16 protein-coding genes are annotated in these 21600 nt (G+C 62.3%); 12 read left to right on the top strand and 4 right to left on the bottom strand.

The window, feature by feature from the left end; genetic code table 11:
* Positions 1-6 precede the first annotated feature (6 nt).
* The 4 genes from DEA8626_RS14875 to DEA8626_RS14860 form a co-directional block, all read right to left on the bottom strand.
* Positions 7-663 carry a hypothetical protein gene (locus DEA8626_RS14875; protein WP_108854001.1) on the bottom strand — a complete coding sequence of 219 codons (657 nt, stop codon included), beginning with the start codon at positions 661-663 and terminating at the stop codon, positions 7-9.
* Positions 660-1247 carry a Pvc16 family protein gene (locus DEA8626_RS14870; RefSeq protein WP_108854000.1) on the bottom strand — a complete coding sequence of 196 codons (588 nt, stop codon included), beginning with the start codon at positions 1245-1247 and terminating at the stop codon, positions 660-662. The genes DEA8626_RS14875 and DEA8626_RS14870 overlap by 4 nt, the downstream gene beginning before the upstream one ends.
* Complete coding sequence (locus DEA8626_RS14865) at positions 1244-3562, bottom strand: AAA family ATPase (RefSeq protein ID WP_146188878.1); 2319 nt, start codon at positions 3560-3562, stop codon at positions 1244-1246. Before DEA8626_RS14865 ends, DEA8626_RS14870 begins: the two co-directional genes overlap by 4 nt.
* Positions 3563-3682: 120 nt before the next feature.
* A complete protein-coding gene (locus DEA8626_RS14860; protein WP_108853998.1) occupies positions 3683-4099 on the bottom strand; it encodes a DDE-type integrase/transposase/recombinase in 417 nt (138 codons plus the stop codon).
* 1407 nt (positions 4100-5506) lie between these two features.
* On the opposite strand from DEA8626_RS14860, the gene DEA8626_RS14855 reads away from it, so the two are divergent.
* From DEA8626_RS14855 to DEA8626_RS14800, 12 genes are all read left to right on the top strand, one after another.
* A complete protein-coding gene (locus tag DEA8626_RS14855; RefSeq protein WP_108853997.1) occupies positions 5507-7852 on the top strand; it encodes a type IV secretory system conjugative DNA transfer family protein in 2346 nt (781 codons plus the stop codon).
* 25 nt (positions 7853-7877) lie between these two features.
* Entirely contained in the window at positions 7878-11219 is a 3342-nt protein-coding gene (locus DEA8626_RS14850) for a tetratricopeptide repeat protein (RefSeq protein WP_108853996.1), read from the top strand.
* Positions 11220-11647: 428 nt separating this feature from the next.
* Positions 11648-11848 (top strand): hypothetical protein, encoded by a 201-nt coding sequence (locus tag DEA8626_RS20860; protein WP_146188877.1) that lies wholly within the window; start codon positions 11648-11650, stop codon positions 11846-11848.
* 104 nt (positions 11849-11952) lie between these two features.
* The gene (locus DEA8626_RS14840) at positions 11953-12270 is read left to right on the top strand and encodes a hypothetical protein (RefSeq protein ID WP_108853994.1); all 318 of its coding nucleotides are present in this window, start codon (positions 11953-11955) and stop codon (positions 12268-12270) included.
* A gap of 565 nt (positions 12271-12835) precedes the next feature.
* Positions 12836-13207: a hypothetical protein gene (locus DEA8626_RS14835; protein WP_146188876.1), complete on the top strand. Its 372-nt coding sequence runs from the start codon at positions 12836-12838 to the stop codon at positions 13205-13207.
* Complete coding sequence (locus tag DEA8626_RS14830; protein WP_181366456.1) at positions 13207-14301, top strand: C1 family peptidase; 1095 nt, start codon at positions 13207-13209, stop codon at positions 14299-14301. Before DEA8626_RS14835 ends, DEA8626_RS14830 begins: the two co-directional genes overlap by 1 nt.
* On the top strand, positions 14298-15716 hold the full coding sequence (locus DEA8626_RS14825; protein ID WP_108853991.1) for a hypothetical protein: 1419 nt from the start codon (positions 14298-14300) through the stop codon (positions 15714-15716). Before DEA8626_RS14830 ends, DEA8626_RS14825 begins: the two co-directional genes overlap by 4 nt.
* A 3-nt stretch (positions 15717-15719) precedes the next feature.
* On the top strand, positions 15720-16352 hold the full coding sequence (locus DEA8626_RS14820; protein WP_108853990.1) for a hypothetical protein: 633 nt from the start codon (positions 15720-15722) through the stop codon (positions 16350-16352).
* Positions 16353-16438: 86 nt separating this feature from the next.
* Positions 16439-17527, top strand: coding sequence for a hypothetical protein (locus tag DEA8626_RS14815; protein ID WP_108853989.1), 1089 nt, complete (start codon positions 16439-16441; stop codon positions 17525-17527).
* 193 nt (positions 17528-17720) lie between these two features.
* On the top strand, positions 17721-18761 hold the full coding sequence (locus tag DEA8626_RS14810; protein WP_108853988.1) for a hypothetical protein: 1041 nt from the start codon (positions 17721-17723) through the stop codon (positions 18759-18761).
* Between the two features lie 3 nt (positions 18762-18764).
* Positions 18765-19190 (top strand): PH domain-containing protein, encoded by a 426-nt coding sequence (locus tag DEA8626_RS14805; RefSeq protein WP_108853987.1) that lies wholly within the window; start codon positions 18765-18767, stop codon positions 19188-19190.
* On the top strand, positions 19187-19678 hold the full coding sequence (locus DEA8626_RS14800) for a hypothetical protein (protein ID WP_108853986.1): 492 nt from the start codon (positions 19187-19189) through the stop codon (positions 19676-19678). Before DEA8626_RS14805 ends, DEA8626_RS14800 begins: the two co-directional genes overlap by 4 nt.
* Positions 19679-21600: the final 1922 nt, after the last annotated feature.

The raw sequence follows: 21600 nt of genomic DNA, 5'->3' as shown, positions 1-21600 counted from the left end.
GAGGTGTCATGTCGGCAGGTCGATCAGCCCGACGCTTTCGGTCCGCATGTCGGTGACGTCCTTCGGTCCGTCGGTCTTCTCGACCCCGTCGAAGAAGGCCGTCACGTGGGCCGTCGTGGTCAGGGGAAAGCTCGGCGCCGCCCCGGCGGTGTCGTCGGTCTGCACCCGGACCCGCACCGCGAAGGCGCCGCGCTTGCCGCTACGGGTCTCGAAATCCTCGGTCGTCCCGGCGCCGGGTATGTCCAACGCCGCGACGATGCGCGCGCCCTCGATCTCCTTGCCGTCGCGCTCGACATGGCCACGCAGGACGGCGGTCTCGCCGTCGACCACGCGCTCGGGCGAGAGGTCGAGAAGCGGCTCGGCCCGCGGCGGCTTGTTCGGCTCGACCACGTCCACCGGGAACGCCGCGACCGGCAGGTACCCTGCGCGGGAGACGTCCAGCTCCACCTGGAACGGCGGAGCGCCGGGCAAATCCTCGAAGAACAGCGCCCCGCTCAGGGTCGGCCGCGCCTTGACCCCAAGACCGACGATCCGGGCGGTGATGCCGCGCTGCACGATCTTTCCGGTGAACCGGTCGCGCGGCACCACGAGGCAACTCGCCGTCCGCGCGCGACCCTCGCGGTCGGCGAGCGGATCGAAGACGATATCGAAACTGTGGCTCATGCCTCCACCCTTCCGAAATCGGGCGGCTCGGCGGATTGCCCGGCATCGAAGCGGCGGCTGCTCACGCGCTCCGCCAGATCGGGCACGACCGCGTCCACGAAGACCGGCGAGGCGAGATAGACGACCGACGTGCGATACGCAGTGCTCGCGTAGAGCCCCCAGACCCGGCTCAGTTCCTCCATCGGGTAGGGTTCGGGTGTCAGCCGGATGGATTGGTCGGGCATCAGCGGCGGACCGAGCGTCGGGTTGGCCTCGAGCTTCGCGAGGATCAGGCCCAGCCTCGACAGGTCCTCGGTGCCGCCCGCCGCACCGATGCGATTAACCGAGATGACGTACCGCACGTCCAGAGCGAGCGCCCTGCGGCGTTCGCCGCCATCCACGACGCGCGGCTCGTTCCGCATCGACCTGTTCGGCTCGATATGGAACAGGAACAGCGAGACGGGCGCCTCCGTCCCGCCCTCGGGCAGGTCCAGCGGACCCAGGCGGACCGACTGATCCGGCGTCGAGAAGGTCGCGTCGCCCACGGCATCGTGCAGCAACAACTGCAAGGCGCGCGTGGTCTGCTGGAGAACCGCGTGGCTCATGCCCGGCCCCGCGTGATCAGCGCCCGCGACGGCGGGTCCTCAAGCGCCCGCTCCGCTGTGAACTGGCCCATCTTGATCAGCTCCGCCCGGGTCGCCGCCATGACATGGCGCATCTCGATCACCCCGCCGTCCGAGGCCGCGGCGAAGGCGGCGTTCACCGCGATCTGCTGGATCGACCCTCCCGACAGCTCCAGCCGCCGGGCCAGGAACGCGACGTCCAGGTCCTCGGCGCAGGGCGCGGTGTCGGGAATGGCGCGTTCCCAGATCATCTGGCGCTCGGCCGCGTTGGGGAACGGAAAATCGATCACGAAGCGCAGCCTCCGCAGGAACGCCGGATCGATGTTGGCCTTCAGGTTGCTGGTCAGGATGACCAGGCCCTCGTAGGCCTCGATGCGCTGGAGCAGATAGGCGACCTCCACGTTGGCGTGCCGGTCATGGGCGTCCTTGATCTGCGTGCGCTTGCCGAACATGGCGTCGGCCTCGTCGAACAGCAGACACGCCGAAGCCGCGTCGGCCGCCCGGAAACAGGCGTCGATGTTCTTCTCGGTCTCGCCAATGTACTTCGAGACGCAGCGCGACAGTTCGACCTGCATCAGGTCCACGCCGAGGGCGCGGGCGATGACCTGCGCGCTCATCGTCTTGCCGGTGCCCGACGCGCCGCAGAACAGCGCCCCGACACCGCGCCCGTAGGAAAGGCGCCGGGAATAGCCCCAGTGGTCCAGGACCGTCGGACCGTTGACCACGTGCGTGGGGACCGCCTTGACCTGCGCCTCGATCCTCTCGGGCAGCACCAGGTCCGTCCAGTCGAAGTGCAGTGGCGGACGCCGCACCGTCGCCGGCGCGTGGCGGATCGACACGTGCCGCGCGGCCTCGAGCATCAGGTCCTCGGTGTCGGACGTGTCGCCCGCGCGTCTGCGGCCCGCAGCGAGTTCCGCGACCAGCCTGATATCGGACAGCCGGAACCGCAGCCGTGCGGCCAGCCCCGCACTGGTCTCTTCGTCGGACCCCAGCCCGTTGTCGCGCATGGCGAAAGCCCAGCGCTTCTTCCGATCTTCCGCCTCGACCCGACCGATGTTCAGCGCCACCGTCGCTCGCGCTGCCTTGGGGGCCGAGGCGACCCCATCCAGCACCAGTCCGTCGACGAGACCCTGCAGATCAGTCGAGAGGCACAGCGACCGCGCCGCGTCGCTCGCCTGGTCCAGCCCTTCGAGCAGCAGCACGGCATCGTGCAACCGCGCGTGAAGCGCGAGGTCGATCAGCTTCTCTTCCGACTCCAACGCCCAGGCATCGGCCCGCAGGACCGGCCGGCCGATCGCCAGAAGCGCGGCGGCCACTTCCTCCGCCCCGTCATGTGCGCCGGGCGCGATGGTGGCGACAGGATCGGCGACGTGGGTGAAAAGCCGCTCCAGGTCCGCCGTCAGCTCGGCGAGCGCCGGCAGCGCCGCCGCCTGCAGCCACCATCCGCCGCCGCCGCGGGGCCGCTTGCCCAGCATCAGATCCAGAATGGCCGGCGCGGCGCGGTAGCCCGGCTGCGGCTCGCCCGCCCGATCCGCCGGCGCGGGTGCCGGGCGGACGAGGCCGTAGCGCGCGAACAGCCGCCGCCCCGTGACCAGCGCGGTGAACTCGGCGCCGACCAGGTCGGGGTCGAGCAGATGCGCCAGCGTCGACCCCGAGGGCCGCGGCTCGGCATAGTTGTTCTGCAAAAGCCCGTAGGCCCAGGCATAGCGCTGATCCAGATCGGGCGCGGCCGCCAGGCAGATCGCGCGCACCTCGGCGGGTTCCAGCGCGAAGGTGCGGAACAGGCGCTGCTGCCAGAGCGGCGTTTCCAGCATGATCCCGAAGAGCCGCGCTTCTTCCGACGTATCCGCGGCGCCGAAGCCAGCCATAAGTGCCGCAAGATCGCCGGACCAGCCGCCCGCATCGCCGCCGCGCGCGGCCACGAGCCGGTCGAGCGCAAGGGCGAAGGCCGCATCCAGCCAGTCCGTCACCGATCGCAGGGCGGACTCCCCGCCATGCCGGAAATGCGGCAGTGCCAGCGGCGGCTGAACCGGGCGGACGTCCGAGAGCGAGATGACCTTCGGATGCGCGGTCTGCTCGGCCAGGCCGATGGCGTCCCGAAGCCGCGCGGAATCGAGCTGGTTCAAGGCGATCTGCACGTCGGTGCCTTCGCTCGACACCAGGATAACGGCCACGAAGGGCGACCGGGGGAGCGGATGGACCTCGTTCTCGCCCGCGCGGTCCTCGAGGATGAGAACCGTCGGCTGGTCGGCGGCCAGGTGGCGCTCGACATCCTCGGGATCGACCAGCGCCGTCACGGACAGGTTGGGATCGTCTTCGAGGAGCGCTCTCAGGCCATCCGCGAAGGCACGTCGCCGAAACGGTCCAATGAAAGTGCGCGTCAGCGCCATCAGGCTGACTCCCTAACAAAGAGGCCTTCAGGCTCTCAAAGCCGCCTTCCCCGGCCAATCGGCTGAATGTCCAGAAATCGATCCGGTCCGGAGGATACTGGTTAGCGCAGGTCCGCGTCGATCCTTCAGCCAGGAGCGCCCTGTATCCTTCGGCCAATCGCCGCGCGCCGCTGCCACAGGATCGGACCAGACCAAACGAAGCTGAAACGACCACTTGGATCGCCTGCGCTGGCCCAATGCCATGTTCATCGCGTCAAGAATGAGCTGCATCCTCACGTTCGTCTCCATGGTCCAGCCAACAATCCGCCGCGGGAAGGCATCAAGGACGACGGCGAGATACAGGAAGCCGGCCCAGGTCGGCGCATAGGTGATGTCCACCACCCAGAGCATGTTCGACCCGTCCGCGTAGAAGTTGAGGTCGATCAGGTCAGCGGATGAAAGCACACGGTCATCGCGGATCGATCAGATTTCAAAAAATACAAAGATCCCAAAGTCAAATCCTTTGTTGCTGCGCCTTCGAAAGGAAGAGTTCTTCCGAGGTACACCTCCAATGCAATCCATTGATCGCATCGCAACGCATTTAAACGATCATGGTACACCCTGCCTCATAGTTTACTGGGGTTCTCGCAGTTTCTTGAAGCCCCCTACGGACTCCCGCCTCTCCCGAACCCGGCCTTGGTTCAATGGCGGCAAGCCCCGCGAAGCGAACCTCAATGGCAACAACATAGAAAGGCCATACTCCGGGCGACCTACGGATCCGTCGAACCTGCAACCACCAATTGCGAGAGCCCGGTTGAGCGCTCATGAATGCAAAAGAGGCCAATCTCTGCCCCGTAGCCGAAATGCCCACGACGCAGCGCGATACCATGCGATCGAAACATGAACATCAGTTGCACAAGACACCACGTAAGCTCCTGAAATCACGTCTCAATCGCTAACATCCATCACCAGAACGACGCCGATTGGACGCTACTCTACGCCGTCGCAGTTGGTTGCGGGGTGATTTGCACCTACGGGGCTAAGTCATTGATATTGCTCGGGCCGAATGAACGGCGATGTCTCGCTGCTCGCCAAGACACTGAAATTAATATGGTTTCTTGAGGGGTTTGGTTGCGGGGGCTCGCAACTCACGATTTCTGCGGTTGGTCGAGAAGGTGGTCCCGCGGGTCGCAGCGTAGAGTCGCCAGGCGCGGCGTGAAAAGGTGCGGGTTACGCGATTTCAGCTTTCTCGCCTGCAAAGGAGCCCGCCGATATGCCCTGTGCACATGATCCGCAAACACAAACTGCCCAAACGTCTGTGACGCCTTGGGTTTCGCCCCGATCCTCCAAGGGTCCTAAAGTAGGATTTTCGGAGCTTACAAGTCTTGGAGCGCACAGGACTGGCTCCCAACGTTCACTGGCGCCTAAGAATATGATATTATTTACATTCTCTATGTCTGGTACAATCGTTCGGCTCGGTCGCGACTGGCGGCGGAAGCGCTGATCTGCTGCTTACAAGGCTACTTCCTGAGCAGGACGAACCTGATCCTCAGACTTTGGCCAGGTCGTTCAATCCGAAAAATGAGTTCGCGGAGCGGCAAACTGCGCGGCTACCCGGCTGATCTTCGTGTGCAGGCGCCGCGCCTGTGAGCAGCCCCACAGAACCAAGAGAGACGCAATGCTGATCAAGACAACCCAACACTGGACCCGTCCAGTAACCTCTACCGCAACCGTCCGCGCCACGCGCACCACAAGTGCCGCTCGGGCAGTCGTCGGCGGCTGCGAGGGCTGCCACCATCAACAAGGGCCCGCTGTCCTGCGAGAACCTCCGTGCGTTCTGGCCTATGGCGCACTCCGTCATGGAGGTGCGGGATGACTGACAGCTCCCACAGCACCGACCCCTTGGCTGCCATAGATCGCATTGATCAGGATCCCACACAGCACAGCGACCTCAAGCATAATGCCGGGATCGAAGCTGCCGACGCGACGGTTGACCTGGTTTGGTCCGGCGGCCCGGCTGCTGATCACAAGACCGCGATGGTCCTTGATCCGCTTCTGCATCTGCTGGCCAATGGAGAGAGCCTGACCTTGTCCTTTGCCCACACCCCTGGCTCCGCAGAGACGGGCACGCATCGGCTTCGCCTGTCGGTCCGAGCCGCCGCTTTCGGGAAAGAACCGGTGCAGATCACGAATTCCCTGTGTTCCAAAGAGGCGAGGGCTACGTTTGCGCGCACCGTCGAGGCCGCATGTCCCGGTCTGCGGGCGCGGCCAATGGACGAGATCCACCCATACAAAATCTCACCAGCCAAAACCCACCGTCTTGATCCGGCGGGACGCATCCTCGATCTCTGCAGCCGAAACGACGCCAAAGGCCCAAGAGGAAAGCCCAGCCTGCGCGACGTCGACGCCCCAGGTTTGCGACTGCCCCTGCACAGCGCACCGGCGCTAGTCATCGAGGATGCCCTCCGGGCCCTCGAATGCCTCTCCGAGGGATATCGCCTAGACATAACCTTCACCGCCTTTAGCCTCACGCTCCAAGAGAAGGTTCTCCTTAGCGAAGGCTTGCGCCAGATCCGGCCCAGCTACCCTAACATCATGGAAGACCCGCTGGGCAGCCGGCGCGCGATGTTAGACGCCCGCCTCCTCGATGCTTGGATCGCCTCAGAACGGGGGTGGCGCGCCACCTGCACCCTCACCCTCATTGATGCCGCCGCGGCTGTGGTCCCGGTAATCGGAACGCATCTCCTGACCAACTTGCAGGGTGCAAACGAACCGCGCGGCCTGCCTCTCCTCGATCTCTCCCTTGCCTGGCCGGAGGGAATCTGGGGTCCCCGGATCCTGCCGGCCGCGGCCGTGCTTGAGCGGCTCGGGTATGCCGGCGCCGCCCGGCTGGCCCGGCCGGTCCGGAGCGTCGGTGAGGGCCTTTACCTGGGAGAGAGTGCGGAAGAAGAGCCCCTCCAGATCCCGCGTGCGGACCTCAGCCGCCACACGATGATTCTTGGTGCCACGGGAACCGGCAAATCCTCCCTGATCCGGTCTTTTCTCGCCCAGGATATCTCGGCCGGTCTTCCGGTGGTTCTGATCGATCCCCATGGCGACCTGTATGCGGAAGCCGTGTCTCTGTTCGGGGAGAGCCTCGAACAGCGCGCAATCCGCGCCGATCTCTCGGAAGACGGCGCGCCCTTCGGCCTCGATCTGCTCCGTGGTCCGGCCGGTAAACAGGAAGTCCACGCCAACTATGTGGCCAGCCAGCTGGCGAGCATCTTCCAGCGGGTCCTCTACCCTGACGTTTCTGAAGCGTTCGGTCCGATGTGGGCGAGCTTTTGGCGTTCTAGCCTGCTTTTGCTGATGCTGGCCCGGAGTCCCGACAATCCCGACATGCCCCTTGTGGCCACCAACGGAGGCCCGGACCTGGCCGATTTGGAGCGAGTGTTCTGCGATCCTTCCTTCCGCAATACCCTGCTCAAGACGTGCCCGGATGCACAGGTCATCCGCTTCTGGCGGGACATCGCCACGAAGGTCGATGGCGAGGCCAGCTTGGCCAACATCACTCCCTATATCACGGGCAAGCTGACGATGCTGACCGGCAATCCGCTACTGCGCCCGATCCTGACAAGCCGCGAAAGTGTGCTGGATGTTCGTGCTGCGGTGGACGCGGGTCAGTCGATCCTCGTCAACCTCGCCAAGGGGCGGACCGGAGAGGCCGACGCAGCCCTCATCGGGGCGCTATTCACGATGCAGATCTCCGGGGCACTTCTGGCCCGCTGCGCCCGCCCTGCCGCGGCACGTCCAACGCTCAGGCTCTACTGCGACGAGGTACAGACCTACGCCACCGACGGCCTTGCCCAGCTCCTGGCCGAAGGCCGCAAGACCGGCGCCGAACTCACCCTCGCCACCCAGGACCTGACCTCCTTCGGGGGATCCCAACAACGCGGTAACTGGGCCGGCACGGCGCTCTCCAACGTCGGCAATCTTATCACCTTCCGCGTCGGGCCTGCCGACGCCAGATTGCTCTCGGATTGGTACAGGCCCGACGGGATCACCGAACAGACCCTCATGCGCCTGCCGGACCGGGTGTTCGCGGCGAGGACGCTGACGCACGGCGTGCCAGAGAGGGCGAGGCTTGGGCGGACCGAGGAGACGGGCGGAAACGGGACTTCCAGAAGCCCTGGCACGCCGACTACAATTCAAACGATAAAACGTCTTTCCACAAGCTAGCATCAGCCCCAAAGGTCATCTTCTAATGGACAAAAACAACAATGACGAAGCGATCACAGCGGCGGCCATCTCGCTACGCATCATAAGGGAGGTCATCTCGCTGCGCGAAGAAGCCAACGATGATCATCAGAGACTTCAGTACGAAGAGGCCATCAAGAAGCTAAATCGGGCTCTTGATCTGCTCAATTCCATCAATCCTGAAAGTGAGCCGCACGGCAGTCCCATCAAACACCAGATCCTCTTGAGCCGTGGCCTGAACCACAGCGCTCTTGGTCGGGCGCCGAACGCTCTAGTGGATTTCGACGAGGCTGCGCGGGTGCTCGAAAAGACAGAGGATCTCGATATTGATCCAGGAAACCTGGGCTCCAAGGCAACAATTGCAGCTAATAGGGCAAACTGCCTGATCAATCTCGAGAGGCATCCAGAAGCGCTGATCGAGTATGAAAAAGCTCTTATCCTATTCGATCAAGTCGCACTCGAAAATTCTGATCATGCCTTTAAGGAGGCAAGAATGGTAGCGCTGTCGAACTATGGCGCTCTTCTTTTCCAATCTGGAAGAAATGATGAGGCGCTACATTGGCTGCGCCAAGGGTCTTCGGAAATGAAGAATGCAAGGCTCACAGATGGCGATACCAGCATCTTGGAGCACGAAATAAACTCAAGGTATAATCTCTTTCAGTGCTTTTTGGACCGCGGTGAGAGTCAACAGGCGCAGGAACAGGGCTCGGAGCTTCTCAAGTTGTTTGACGCTTTGGACCCTCATGACAGGCATCGGCTTTCGCTAGAAGAGGCCAAAGTTTATAAAGCTTTTGCAGATTTGCTTGAGCGGTCCGATGTTCCATACGAAATTGTCAAAGAATGCTACGATATCGCACTTGCCAGCATCAGAAATTTTTCGGAGGAGCATGATGTACTCTTGGCAGCGCCGGACACAGTTTCGGTTCTTTGCAGTCGCGGAATATGGCTTCTTAACAAAGGCGACTTCAAGCCTGCGCTGCAAGACTTCGATCAGGCTTTGTATCTTCTCGGGCTTGCAACTCAGGCGGGAAGAATGCCTCGTCCAGAAAAGGATGCGGGCACGCTTCTCCTGAATCGCTCGCATTGCCTATTTAGACTTGGGCGTCGCGATGAAGCCCGGACATCTTGCGACACCGGCACGCAATTACTTTCTCAATTTGCGGGTGCTGGAGCGAGCGCAAATCTCGGCCAAGCGTATAGCCTGGGTCTTCTGATCCGTGTGACCGAAGTCGAGCAATCCAACGCGCAGTCGGATGTTATCCGCAGGCTGGCTAGCCTTTTGGGCCTAGGGAAACACCGCAAGAAGAACGTTGAGTTGCATGCTTGGGCTCGCGAAAAGAGCGCATTGTTGGTCGACATCGTGGATCTGGTCAACCGCAAAGAAACTGACACTCATTTGAAAAGGCTACGATATTGGTTCGGTGTCTTCCATCTGCAGTGGTGGTCCTTCGCCGTGGCTAGAGAGGGCGAGGATCAGGAAGCGGCAAAGGCGATGAAGGATATCGTCCTCGCGCTGCAAGGACGGCAGGTTGTGGCGGAGCTCTTAGAGGAAGCGCTATCGGCAAAGGGGGCGGGGGTGGACGCCAGGATTCGGGATTTTGCACTGAAGCGTCGGGAACTGCGGCGACTACTGACCGAACTGCAGGTCCTTGAAGGGGATCCGCTCGGGAGACGCGCAGATGGAGACGATGGGCACGACGATGACGCTTCGGAAGGCAGCACTCGACGCGTCCGCGGGTTCGAGGGAATGGCGTTAGCAGTTGAGGGCGGTCCGGCACCGGTTGACCGCCGGGCCGAGATCGAAGCGAAGAAGGAAGAGATCAGGACGGCCCGCAAGCGCTACGAGGCGCTGAAGGCTGCGGCGGCCGAGGTGCCGGGGTACGAGATCCTGGCGGACCCCGTGAAGCAGATCACGGTGGAGCGGCTGCAGTCTGGGCTGGGGGCGGAGGAGCTTCTGGTGCTGGTTCTCCCGCATGAAGACCCCGATGCCGAGGCGGCGGAGAAGGTTACGACGAGCCACCTTTGGGTGCTGGGCAAGACCGGCGCGCCGCGTCTGGTGCATGCGCCGACGCCCTCGGAGGATGTCCCCGGGGTGGCGGACTTGGCGGCGCTGTTCAGGCGTGCGGGCGCTTCGCTGAGCGTTGCCCGAGGCGGTGTGCGGAAGTCGCCGGACCGGCCCGGTGCCGACAAGCCCGAGCCCCTGCCCGAGGCGATGCTCGGCACCGCCTGGTCCGAGATCGAGCGGGGGATGCGCCAGCTGATCTGGACGCCTCTGGAGGCGAGCGGGGCTCTGGAGGGAGTCTCCCAGGTGACGGTCTGCACAATGGGCGCATTCCACAACTTGCCGGTAGCATCCGGGGCGCCTGAGGGGCTGACGGTGCGCAGCGCCGGCGCGCTGCCGATCTTTGCCCTGAGCCGGGGTCTTTATGCCGGCCCCGGGAACGAGGCCAGTGACGAGGCCAGCGCGCCGACCAGACCGGCGGCGGCGGTGGAGGCCCCAGTCGCACTCTTGTACGATGACGATGTGAAGGCTTCTTCAGACATCCCGCAAACCGGTGTGGAGATCGCAGCGAGCCAGTGGCTCTGGGAGCGCGCCCGGGACGGGGCGGTGATCCGAGCGAGCGGGGTGCGCTTCGCGGAGGCCGAGGGTCCGGTGGTACGGCTCGCCCATGCGGCCTGTCATGGCACTGTCGACGGCTCAGTGACGCCCCCGCTGCCGATCCTAAAACTGGGGAGCGGGGTCACGGAGCGGGACCTCGTGCGCCGTCCGGTGGTCGAGGGCTGGATGTTCATGGCCTGCGTCGTGGGCCAGAACTTCGACGACCTGATCGAGGGCACCCCGGTGGGCCTGGTCAACGGGGCCCTGAGGAACGGCGCGCAGACGGTGGTGGCCTTTCTAAGCCCCGTGCCCGATACGATCGGCCTACTGACAGGCCTGACAATCACCGCCCAGGTGAGCCACCGCGGCATACCCTTGGGGGCGGCTGCAGACCACGCCCGACGTGTGCTCGACCCGACCCATCCCGAGGACGACCCCGAGCTGATGCGTCTGGTGGCAGAAGCCCTAGCCGCGCACAGGGCCGAGGACTTCGCCCGAGAACTCGCCGCGGGCGGGACGCCGGCCGGACTCGAGAAAGATGTCCCGCCTGTGCTCCGTATCTGGACGGATTTCATCGGCCTGGCCGAGACGCTCGCGGGGGCCGAGTCTCCCCCGAGCGCGGCCGAGCTCGCCCCGATCCTGGCGCGCCACATCCACCCGCGAATCCCGGCCGAGACGCCCGAGGACCGGCTGCGCCTTGGCGTACTGCAACACGCCCTCGTGGTCTTCGAAGGATACCCACAGGGCTGAAGCCAGCACTTTTTTGACCCAACCCGGCAAACCGGACCGGTCACCGGCTGATCTCCAGGCACAGGGGACGCAATCCCCTGGCGTCCAGAACAGGAGATCGAAACGGACCACAGCCCCCGCCACACCCGCCGCGGCCCCAAGCCTGCCCATGCCCGCCGGTCACAGCCCGAGCATGGGATGCGCCAGCTGATCTGGGCGCCTCTGGAAGAAGGTGGGGCGCTGGAGGGGGTCTCTCAGGTGACGGTCTGCACAATGGGCGCATTCCACAACCTTCCGGTGGCCTCCGGGGCGCCGGAGGGGCTGACGGTGCGGAGTGCCGGGGCGCTGCCGATCTTTGCCCTGAGCCGGGGGCTGTATGCCGCCCCTGGGAACGAGGCTAGGGTGCCCAGCCGCTGGCTCTGGGAGCGCGCCCGGGATGGGGCGGTGAAGTGGACCACCGCTGGACAGACTTTCACGGCCTTGCAGAAGAGCTGACCACCCGCGAGGCTTCCCCGAGCGCAGCCGAGCTGACCCCGATCCTGGCGCGCCACATCCACCCGCGGATCCCGGCCGAGACACCCGAGGACCGGCTGCGCCTTGACGTCCTGCAACACGCCCTGGTGGTCTTCGAGGGCTACCCCCACGGCTGACGCCAGCACTTGTTTGACCCGACCCGGCAAACCGGGTCGGTCACCGGCTGATCTCCCGGCACAGGGGACGCAATCCCCGCCACTCTGCAGCAAGGGAGATCACCATGCAGACCAATATCGATAAGGGCGACACCATGCTCTTTACACTGAAAGGTTCAGAAAGCACTGTCCAAGATCTAATGCGCTCCCTCGTTGCGCTACAAATCGCGGTACGCAACACTGAGCGAAAAGCGGATTCAGGCGTAACCGATTACATGATCAGGCAGGACTACGAGCCTGATGTCGACTTTGAACCAATCAGAGAAACGCTAGCGCACATTTCAAACGACCTGGAACTTTTCGAACGTAGAATCGAAAGACATCTGGGCGCCGTCGAAGTCCTTTACCGCTTCGAGCACGTGGACACGGAAGCAAGCGAATAAAAACGCTGCTTCGAAGATTGCCCGGACGGTCGCTTCTGCGTGGCCATCAACGGCGCGAACATAGCGAGCTCTGACACCCTCAACGGCGCTGTGCTTCAAGCCATCGGATGGACCCAACACAAAGTGCGCACCCCGATCACGGCATAGTAATCCGCCATCGGACAGCACCGCCTCGGTCGGGCCCATACGGGCCTGGCCGGGGGCCCTGACATCAGGCCCAAGACAGACCCTCGGCCAAACCCTCTCATCCATCTCCGCGAAAAAACTTCGCCCAATCCGGCAAAACGGTGGCCTCGGCGGCTGATCCCATAATGCAGTTAGCGTTGGTCGCCCAGGCGGAACGCTCAAAGGTGAGTACGAATGATCCACACTACCGCACCGCAACCCTCAACAGAAAGGAGGCGCCCATGGCTGGCTATGGCGGCGGCTCCAAGGCGCTCCCGCTTTGGCCGCAGCGCGCGGCCCAGCCGTTCCGCCCCTCAGGTGGGGTGGCACCCAACCGGCTCGGCTACCCCGCTCCATCCCAGAGCCCTTTTAGCCGCCCGTCATCTCAAGGACCTGAACCATGACTGACCCTGATCTTCCGTCATCACCCGAACCCGCAGAGGCCAGTGTGTTCGATGGCTTGCCAACCTCGGTGCGAGAGCTCTTTGCGCGCTATGCCGTGGTGACCCTGCCGCACGCAGCGGACCTGGTTGCCCGGCTGGCGACAGACCGTCGGCTTGCCGCAGATGCCGGTGTGAATCTGGCCGATCTCGCTGAGGCAACCGAGCGGCTCAGCAAGGCGCTGCCCATCGAAGCGGTCCCGCCGTCACCCTACGCCGAGATCCCGTCCGGTGTCCCGACCTTCGAGGACCCCGGCGAGACCGGCGCCCACGAGACGCACGCCGACGATCCAGACGACTCTCCCCCCTCACCATGGAAGGAGGCCCCCTGATGCAGGAGCCGAACTACATGTCCTTGCCCAGTGCCGCCGAGATGACAGTCGATGCGCTGGGGTTTTCCAACGCCGCGGTCGCGCGGATGAAACGGAACGGCATTGTCAGCGCGCTTCAGCTGGCAGAACTTGCGGTTCGCGACCCGCGCCAGCTGAAAGCGGCGACTGGCGTCTCAGGCACCAAGGCGATCCGCCTCGTCGTCGAAAAACTCGGGCCGCTTCGGGACTTCCAGAACGTGGCCACGACCTTCGACGTGATCTCGACCTCCGGTGTTCCGCTGCAAGAGCCGCCGGCGGCCCTGGCTATGACCGCGGCAAGCGGAGCCCCCGAAGATCAGATTGCGGCGCTCCTCGCGGCGCGGACGCTTCAGCTGCCGTCTCGCAAACTCCTCGTGGAAAAGATGCAACCGGTCGGAAACCAGGGTCCTCATGGAACCTGTGTCGGGTGGGCGGCCAATGCCACCCACGAGTACCGGCTCGGCCGCCAGATGTCGCCGGGCTATGCGTACCGGGGCGCGAAGTCCCGGGACAACTACCCGGGCGAAGGCAGCTGGCTGAGGTTCGCGATGCAGCATGGCTTCGAGATCGGGCATGTGGACGAACAAAGTTACCCTTACACCGCGGCAATCCGGGAACAGCCGATCTCGCTGCTGGCGGCCCTTGCCGGACAGAGCCGGACCATGGGCCATGTCTCGTTGCTCGGCGCGAAGCCAGAGCAGGTGCCCGGGCTGATCAAACTGGCGCTGTGCGGCGAGCTGCATGACGATCTCGGGCCGATGCCCGTGGCGGTCAGCGTAAAGCTCTACGAGAGCTTCGTCTCGACCTCCACTGCACTTGATGGGTTGATCCGGATGCCGCTGCCGGGCGAAAAACTGCGCGGCGGCCATGCCATGTGCGTGGTCGGTTACATCGATGCCAAGGACCCCGAAAACCCCTTCGGAATCGATTATTTCGCAGTTCGGAACAGTTGGGGTACAAGTTGGGGGTGCCACAATCCCTTTGCTCTTGCCGGACATGCCATGATCCCGACCCAATACTTCAGCAATCAAAATCTCGTCGAAGCCATGGTCAACATTGGAGGAGGCCTGCGATGATAAAGCTGGAGCGGGCCATAAGTGCCTTTGAAACTGGCCTCACCCGATCCGCCGATGGGCGGAGCGGAGGCAGCCCTCGCCTCGAGACCGGCAACCCAACCGGCAACACAACTTTCGAGAAATTGCCGGAGGACACGGGCACTTTGAGTCCTGAGATAGCGGAAATCATCTTCGCTATTAACTTCCTCGTACCGTTCCGGCACCCGGACCCGAAGAAGCACAATTGGACGTATTTTGCTGCGGTACCGGAGAACCTGGATACGCCGCTTGAGCGAGACGTGCTCGATGCCATTCTGGATGAATCAGACACCATCATTATGGCAATGGTGCAGGGGAAAGCCGCTCGAACGGCAAGGAGGCACGACCGAAAACTGCGGGACGCAGCCAGCGAGCGAAAGTCCAGTGGCCGGCCTGCGGTCAGCATTACCGCGCTCGACATAGCAGGGCAATGCATGCAGCGTGTTTACAAGAAACTCTACAAGGACCGTGACAAGCTCTTTGAGCCGATAGGCCCAGAACAGCGGGCACCGACCTATAGGGATGTCCAGAAGATTCTGAACTACTACTGCTTCAGCGTTCCGAAACTCATGCTGAGCGATATTCCAAGAGATGACTACCCGATGAGCATCCCGCCGGAACTTTTCAAAATCTGGCGCCGTTGCAAGGCGAGGCAGCAGGAAGCTGAGCTACGCGGGGAAGATCCATGGAAAGACGCGGAGGACTGGCTGCTTGCCAGGAAGCGCCCGAAATTCACGGAGGATGAAGCGAAAGTACTGAAGGTCCCGCCCGACTGGATGTCGATCAACGAGGATGGCGCCGATGATGGGGAGCATGTCGCATCCGGGCTCGACCGGGTTGACGCCAAGGTTACCGCCAACATTGACGCTCAAGGTGGTGCAAACTCGATCGACCAGCTCCCTGGCGATGAAGCTATGAGTGAACAGTTTCGTCGTTGGGCGGAGACAGCGGTTTTGTATTTTTGTGACAATATTCGTCCGGTGTTTCGCCTCGTCGAGAAAATCGAGAGACTCCGCGCGGAGCTGGGCACCGGCTCGGGGGCGGAGTCTGGGCAAGCTGAGTTGCAAGAATCGCGTGCTGACATGGAACTTGATCTCAGACTCCACGAACTGGAACTGGACTACCAGTTGTCGGCGGCGGAAGCGGTAAAGACTCGGAGGGATTTTTTGGATGAAGCGGGACTGCCAGAGGAGCACGTCCAACGCATGTCCAACATCTATAGCGACAGCAAGGCATTGACGGGCGACCGCCTAAAGCGTCTTGTCAGGAAGATCGAGCGCGATGGAATGGCAACCATTCTCGCCGCTCACGGCACATCCATCTCCGAACTATGTCAGGCCATCGAGGCCCCACCCAACATCGAGCACCAGCTCCGCGTCCAATGGACGAAAGGATAACACATGTCTGGACCTTACAAAGAAAGTGCCCGCTTCTTCGAAGAAGTGGTCCTTGCCGCCAACAAGAGAGAAGAGCAGCGACGACTTGCGGAGACGAAGGCAAAGATGGAAGCATTGATTGCAGATCCGTCTTGGCTGACCGAGGAACTCCTGAGCGCGCCGGACGAGGATGGCACTTCTGACGTCGCTTCAACGCCGGCAGAACTGGCGGCCACCCATGACAACGTCGTTGAGCTCTCGGCGTTCCGTGACAAGAAAAAGCCCGTGATCGTTCCTTCGTTTGAACCCGGGTGGGAAGCTGAGTTGAGAACCGGCACATACGCGCGGTCTCATTCCTCGGAGGCCGATGGCGGTTGGTTCCCGTCAAAGGGCAACGACATGATCAAGGCCCGTGGCGATCGTCATCGCGCTGACTTCACCTGGGTTGGCAAAGGCCTCGAGGCCGAGGGCGTCCTGCTCTTTGTCGATGGGGTCCGGATCGAGGATGTGGAGTTCGAATTGCACGCCAACACCAACAGCATGCGGCTCTTCTTCGTGCTCACGGATCACGCAGGAGAAGAGGTGCCATTGGACCGGGCGGAGACCTGTCTTGAGGATGATAGCACGGTGCGGATCCAGCTCTGGACAAAAAAATGACCTGAGGCGGCAAACCGGGGGCAGCCGGGCTGATGGGGAAACAGGGGCGGTCATCGGGAGCGCCCTTGCCAACTCCGGAGCCTCAGATGCCCACCTCCAACTCCTTCTCGCCAACGACCACAATTGCGCGCAGCGCGATCGACACACTGATCCTGCTCGGAGCGGCCGCCTCGGCCGCATTGTTGCTCTACTTGAGCTACCGCTTCGAGGCGATGGCCTATGCCCAGATCCTCGGTACTCTGGGCGCGCGTCCGCTCTTTGCAGGCAGCGGAGTCACCGTAGCCGAGGGTCTGGCTGCAGGTCTCAACGCCGCCAAGGTCGCCCTGATCTACGTCGCCGCCCAGCACCTGGTGCGGCGTCGGGGATGGCGCACGCTCTTGCCCCGGGCCGTTCATGCCTTCCTTATCACCGTAAGCCTAGTCATGACCTTGCTGGTAATCGGCGGGCAAACCATCAGCCCCAACGCCGAACGTCGCCTGGCCAGCCTGCTAGAAGGCACGGAAACCAGGTTCTCCAGCGAAACAGCCCGTCTTGAAGCCGCGGCGGCAAGGCAGCGAGAGGTAATCCGTCAGTCTTATGAGGCAGAACGCACGCAGCTTTCCGCAGCGCACCTGAGCCGAATGGCGGAGCTTCAGGAGGGTCTCGACGCCGAGCGCGACAACGTGATCAACGGCGAGTTTTACGGCCCGAGGTACCAGGACTTCGAGCGCAACATCGAGCTCGAGCGCGCGACCTTCGCCTCCCGGACGGACGAACTCCGGACGCGCGAAGAAGCCGCCATGGCTGCCCTGGCCGAGACACTGGCCACGGATCTTGCCGCTGTTCAGGAGGCGCGTGACACAGCGCTTTCGGGCATCTCTCTGGGCTCGGTCTTCGACGTGGAAGAGGCCCAGAACCCCTACCTTCTGCGCTTCCTCGAAATTGCTCGGTACATGGCACCGGATGGCGTGGAGATCGAGATCGTGGTCCTGACCGTATTCGTGGCAGTGATGATCAGCCTTGGAGTCGAGATCTCGCCCCTGGTTGTGCTTGGCTATGTCTTCCGCAGCTTGTGTCGGCAGGAGGAGACCGCCGCAGAGGTGCGGGCCGTTGAACCGCAGCCGGTGCATGGCGATCCGGCCAACGACAACAATCCGCAAAGCGAGGCCGAGGTCCGCGCCAACCGCGCGGGCTGAGGCACCCGGTGTCGACCCGGCCTCTCGTCCGGCCGACACCGCCCCTACCCCAAGATTTTTGCACGGCCACCGGCAAACCACCGCGCCGCGCCGCTGATACCCCCATGTACCCAGGCGGATCGGCTCCTGGGACATCACAGGAGTGATCCCATGACCAACACCGCGCTCTCGAGCCTCGCGAAGGAGATGGCCCATGCAAACGACTAAAGGCGCAACCTTCATCTACGCGGCGGCGTCGCTCGCCTTCACCCTCATTCCACCCGCGATCGCTCGCCTGATGGTGGCGGGGCTCATGCTTACCGCCATCGCGATAGTCTGGTGGACCCAGCAGCAGGAGATCGTGCTGCTGGGGCTTCTCGCCGATATCGGTGACACGAGCGCCGATCCGGTCTTCGCTGCGGTCCGCCCCATGGGATTTGGTGATCCGGGCTTGCTCTGGATCCCATCGGACCAGCTTGCCGCAGTCGTGAGCCCGGCGGTGGGGGACCTTGTTCTTGCCTTCGGCGGTGAGGATCCAGCCGCTGCCGCCACGCTTGGTGTCGATGGCGTGTTCGTCGCCGACACCTTCTATCTCATGCCCACGTCGATGGTCTTTGAGGCCTACGCCCAACTAGACCTGCGGGGAACCATCGCCGAGACCAATGACCTAGGCATCGTCCTCATGGGCGTCTTGGTCGTGCTCTTCGCCAGGCTGGCCCTGCGCGTCGGCATCGCCGTGGCCTTCGCACCGATCGCCCTGCTGGCGGTATGGCTCCTGATGACGTGGAACGCCGAGAGCTGGGCGATGGCCCCGGTGCCGATGTCCATGATCATCCCGCTGACCTGGTGTGCCGCGACAATCGGTGGCGTCCTCGCCTTCAAGAGCACGCTCAAGGACCCCTCGGGACTCGGCTTGCGGATCGCCGGCCTCGTCCTGGCCGCGCCCTTGGCCTTAGCCATTCAGATGACGGATCTGCTGCCGGCACCCCTGAATTGGGTGCTCGTGCCTGCGGGCCTGATTTGGCCGGTGCTTGTGCCTACCCTTGCGGCCGCTCTGCTGATCCGGGACGGGCTCGACCTCGATCTTCCGACCACTCTGGCAGTGGCGGCAGGCCTCCTGCTTCTGCGCTGGCCGCTGCTGAGGCGAGCGGGCACGGCCGTCGGGGCGGCGCCTAAGCGGCCGTCTACACCGGAGCCCGATCACACGGGGGCGATCTCCCTCGACAGCCTCCTGCGCAGCGGAAGGGAGACCTGAGCCATGCGCCTCAAATCCTACATCGACACATGCCTCGAGCCTGGAGAACGTGTGGTTCTCCGGGCCCGCTATCACTGGCTGGCCAACCTGCGGTCTTTCTGGCTCCTGAACCTCTTCGAAGGGGTGGTCATAACCGATCGCCGGATTCTGACCAAGACCGGGATCCTGGCCACCCGCACACAGAGCATGCGGCTGGGTCAGATCGAGTCGAAGGACGTCTCGCAGAGCCTGGCGGGCCGACTTCTGGGGTACGGTGACGTCATCGTCGCCGGGTCCGGCGGAAAGACCTTCATCTTCCAGGACCTGTCTCGTCCGCTTTCGGTCTCCGCGGCCATAGGTCGGGCCATGGCCGCCCGAGGGGTCGACACGGGCACCCGGTCCATCGCCAAGACATCAGGCCCGCGCCGGCGGAAGGGGATCCTGTCATGACCGCGCGCAAATCGGCCCGTCGCAAGACGACCCGCAAACCCGCCCCCCAAAGTTTTGGGGAACGGGTGGATGCCGCCGTGGTTGAAACCACGACTCGCGCCTTCGCCTGGCTCGGCTGCAGCCTTGTCGGCATCTTTGCCATGATCCTCTGGCCGGTCCGGCTCTGGCTGATCATGCTCGGCGCCGGTATCGCCGGCTTCTGGCAGGGCGCCCGGGACGAGTACCGGCTGATCCTCGAGGAGTGGCGCGAGGATCGCATTGAACAGGAGCGCCTCGCTCGAACTATCGAAGCCGCCTGGGAAGACGCCGGTCTCACGACCCCCGAAGCCCGCGCCCGTGCCGCCCAGCTCCCCGATGACCAAAACCCAGACCTCTTCATCAACGGCACCCCCATGAGCAGGAAGGAGGTGCTTCGACAGGTGGGGATGGCAGCAGTTCGGAAGGAGCGGCGGAATGACAATCCAGAACAGTCGACAGAGTGTATCTAATCCGACATCATTGTAAGCATGCGCGGCGTTCTTCAAGAAGCGCTCGTAATTGAACGCTACTCTACGGGAGTTTTGGGTGAAGAAGCGACTCGAGCAACCCCCGACAAGGTTCAAAAGCCTTCTGGAAGGGCATATCGGTCAATATCGTTGGCTGGAGGCGCTACTCTCAAAGACTGAGACGGATATCTCCCTAGCGGAACTCGAAAGCCTTAGTCGTAAACTCTCGGATCTACTAGTCGAGAAGCAACTTGCTTCGGCCCTCCAACTCGCCGAGCATCTCCAAGTTCGCCTGGCTCGTGAAGAGCAAACCCTATCTGATCCAGAGTGGGATTTGGCTCGAGCAGTATTATCCGTGAATCGCGGAGTAGCCAACTACATTCTTGGAAACCTTGAATTAGCCAATTCCTCATTCCGTACGGCGTCAACTCTCTATTCTGACCCTCGGAGGCTTGGTAGATCGTCAACGTATGACCAAGATAGAGCAATTCTCGCCCGAAATTATGGCGAATGTCTTGAAAGAATGGGTGACACGGCTAACGCGCTCGAAAAGTATGACGAAGCCGCCCACTTCTTCTTCCAGGAGCATTCGAGAATTCAAGATCCACCTAACAGGAACACGCTCTTGATGCTTCTTGAAGGCCGCGGCCGCTGCAGCGAGAAAATGGGGCAGTTTCAGAAGGCAGCAAGCAGTTACTCTGATGCCCTTAGCATCTATGAGAGCCATTTCTCTTCGAAAAACACGGAATATCGCGCCGCTCGCATAAGACTAGCCATTGGGAAAGCACGATGCCTTTCGAAACTTGGGTTCATACGCGATGCTAATGACAGCCTGAAATATGCGCGGCGACAGGACAAGCGTAGAGGAGAGTTGCAGTTTGAGATTGCTCAAATTGATTACTTAGAAGCTCGCATCAGTCGACAAGAATTTGTAGGAATTGGAGGTTTACGGCACTTAATGTTAAGACCTGATTCCGTTCTAGAAAAGATCTGTTCAATCGAGGATCGCCTTGCACAGGTCTCGATGTCGGTTGACAGCTTTGATCTCGCTCGATTGCGTGCCTTGGTGGCTTCTGAGTGCGGTTGCTGGCATGTCATCGTTGGGCTTCGCGCTCTCCGGCGTGAAATGGAAGGTCATGCCATCCTAAATTTGAGGCTCGCCAGATTGGCCTTCGAAAGAGCGGAGCAGATTTATGAGCACAGTCCGGTGCTTGGGTCACAGTTGGCCATCGAGTTTGAACGATCCCTCAACCTCGTGGCTCGTGCAGAGATGGACGCTCGGTTTGGCCTCAACGAAACTGCCTTGTCCAACCTTGATATAGCGATAGAGCTCTACTTCAAAAACTTGGGAAACAAGGAAAGGGAAGCGTATCGCATTGAAGTTGCCGATGCGTTGATTGAGAAAGCGCTCTGCTTGAGCAGCTTGGGGGATGTTGCAGCCGCGCTCACGACTGTTGAAAGTGCTATCGAAGTCGTTAGCGAAGGGCTCCTCTCGCCGCGGGATATACAGGCTTTGTCTAGAGCCTACAAAGTCAAAGCAAGATTATTCTCGCAGTTCGATATCGAACAGGACCTTGAGTGGCTAAAGGATGGGATTCTGAGAATTGCTCAGTTTTTGGATGTCCCGCTAGTAGAGGTACAAAACAGCCATGCTGTAGCTGCGAGGCGGAGCCTTCAGGAGCTATCGTCGTGGGGGCTGAAGCTATGCCTCGATCGCGCATCGCTTTTTGCAGATGCTCTCCCAGAAATATTGCTTTCATTTCATGGTTGGCAAATGGTTCTTCAGATAGCCGATGAGATGTTGGCTGACTTGGATGGCGGAAAGATCGATCCTCTGGTTCGGCAATTTGCGACACATCGGATTCGGTTGAGGGCAGCTGAAAGGGAACTGCGGAACCTCGAGGACCCCTCTGGGGCGATCCGCA

Origin of the sequence: Defluviimonas aquaemixtae (assembly GCF_900302475.1) — a bacterium.
GTDB classification, from domain to species: Bacteria; Pseudomonadota; Alphaproteobacteria; order Rhodobacterales; family Rhodobacteraceae; genus Albidovulum; species Albidovulum aquaemixtae.
Note: the sequence above shows the minus strand (reverse complement) of the source record. Positions and strands in the feature narration are given on the sequence as shown.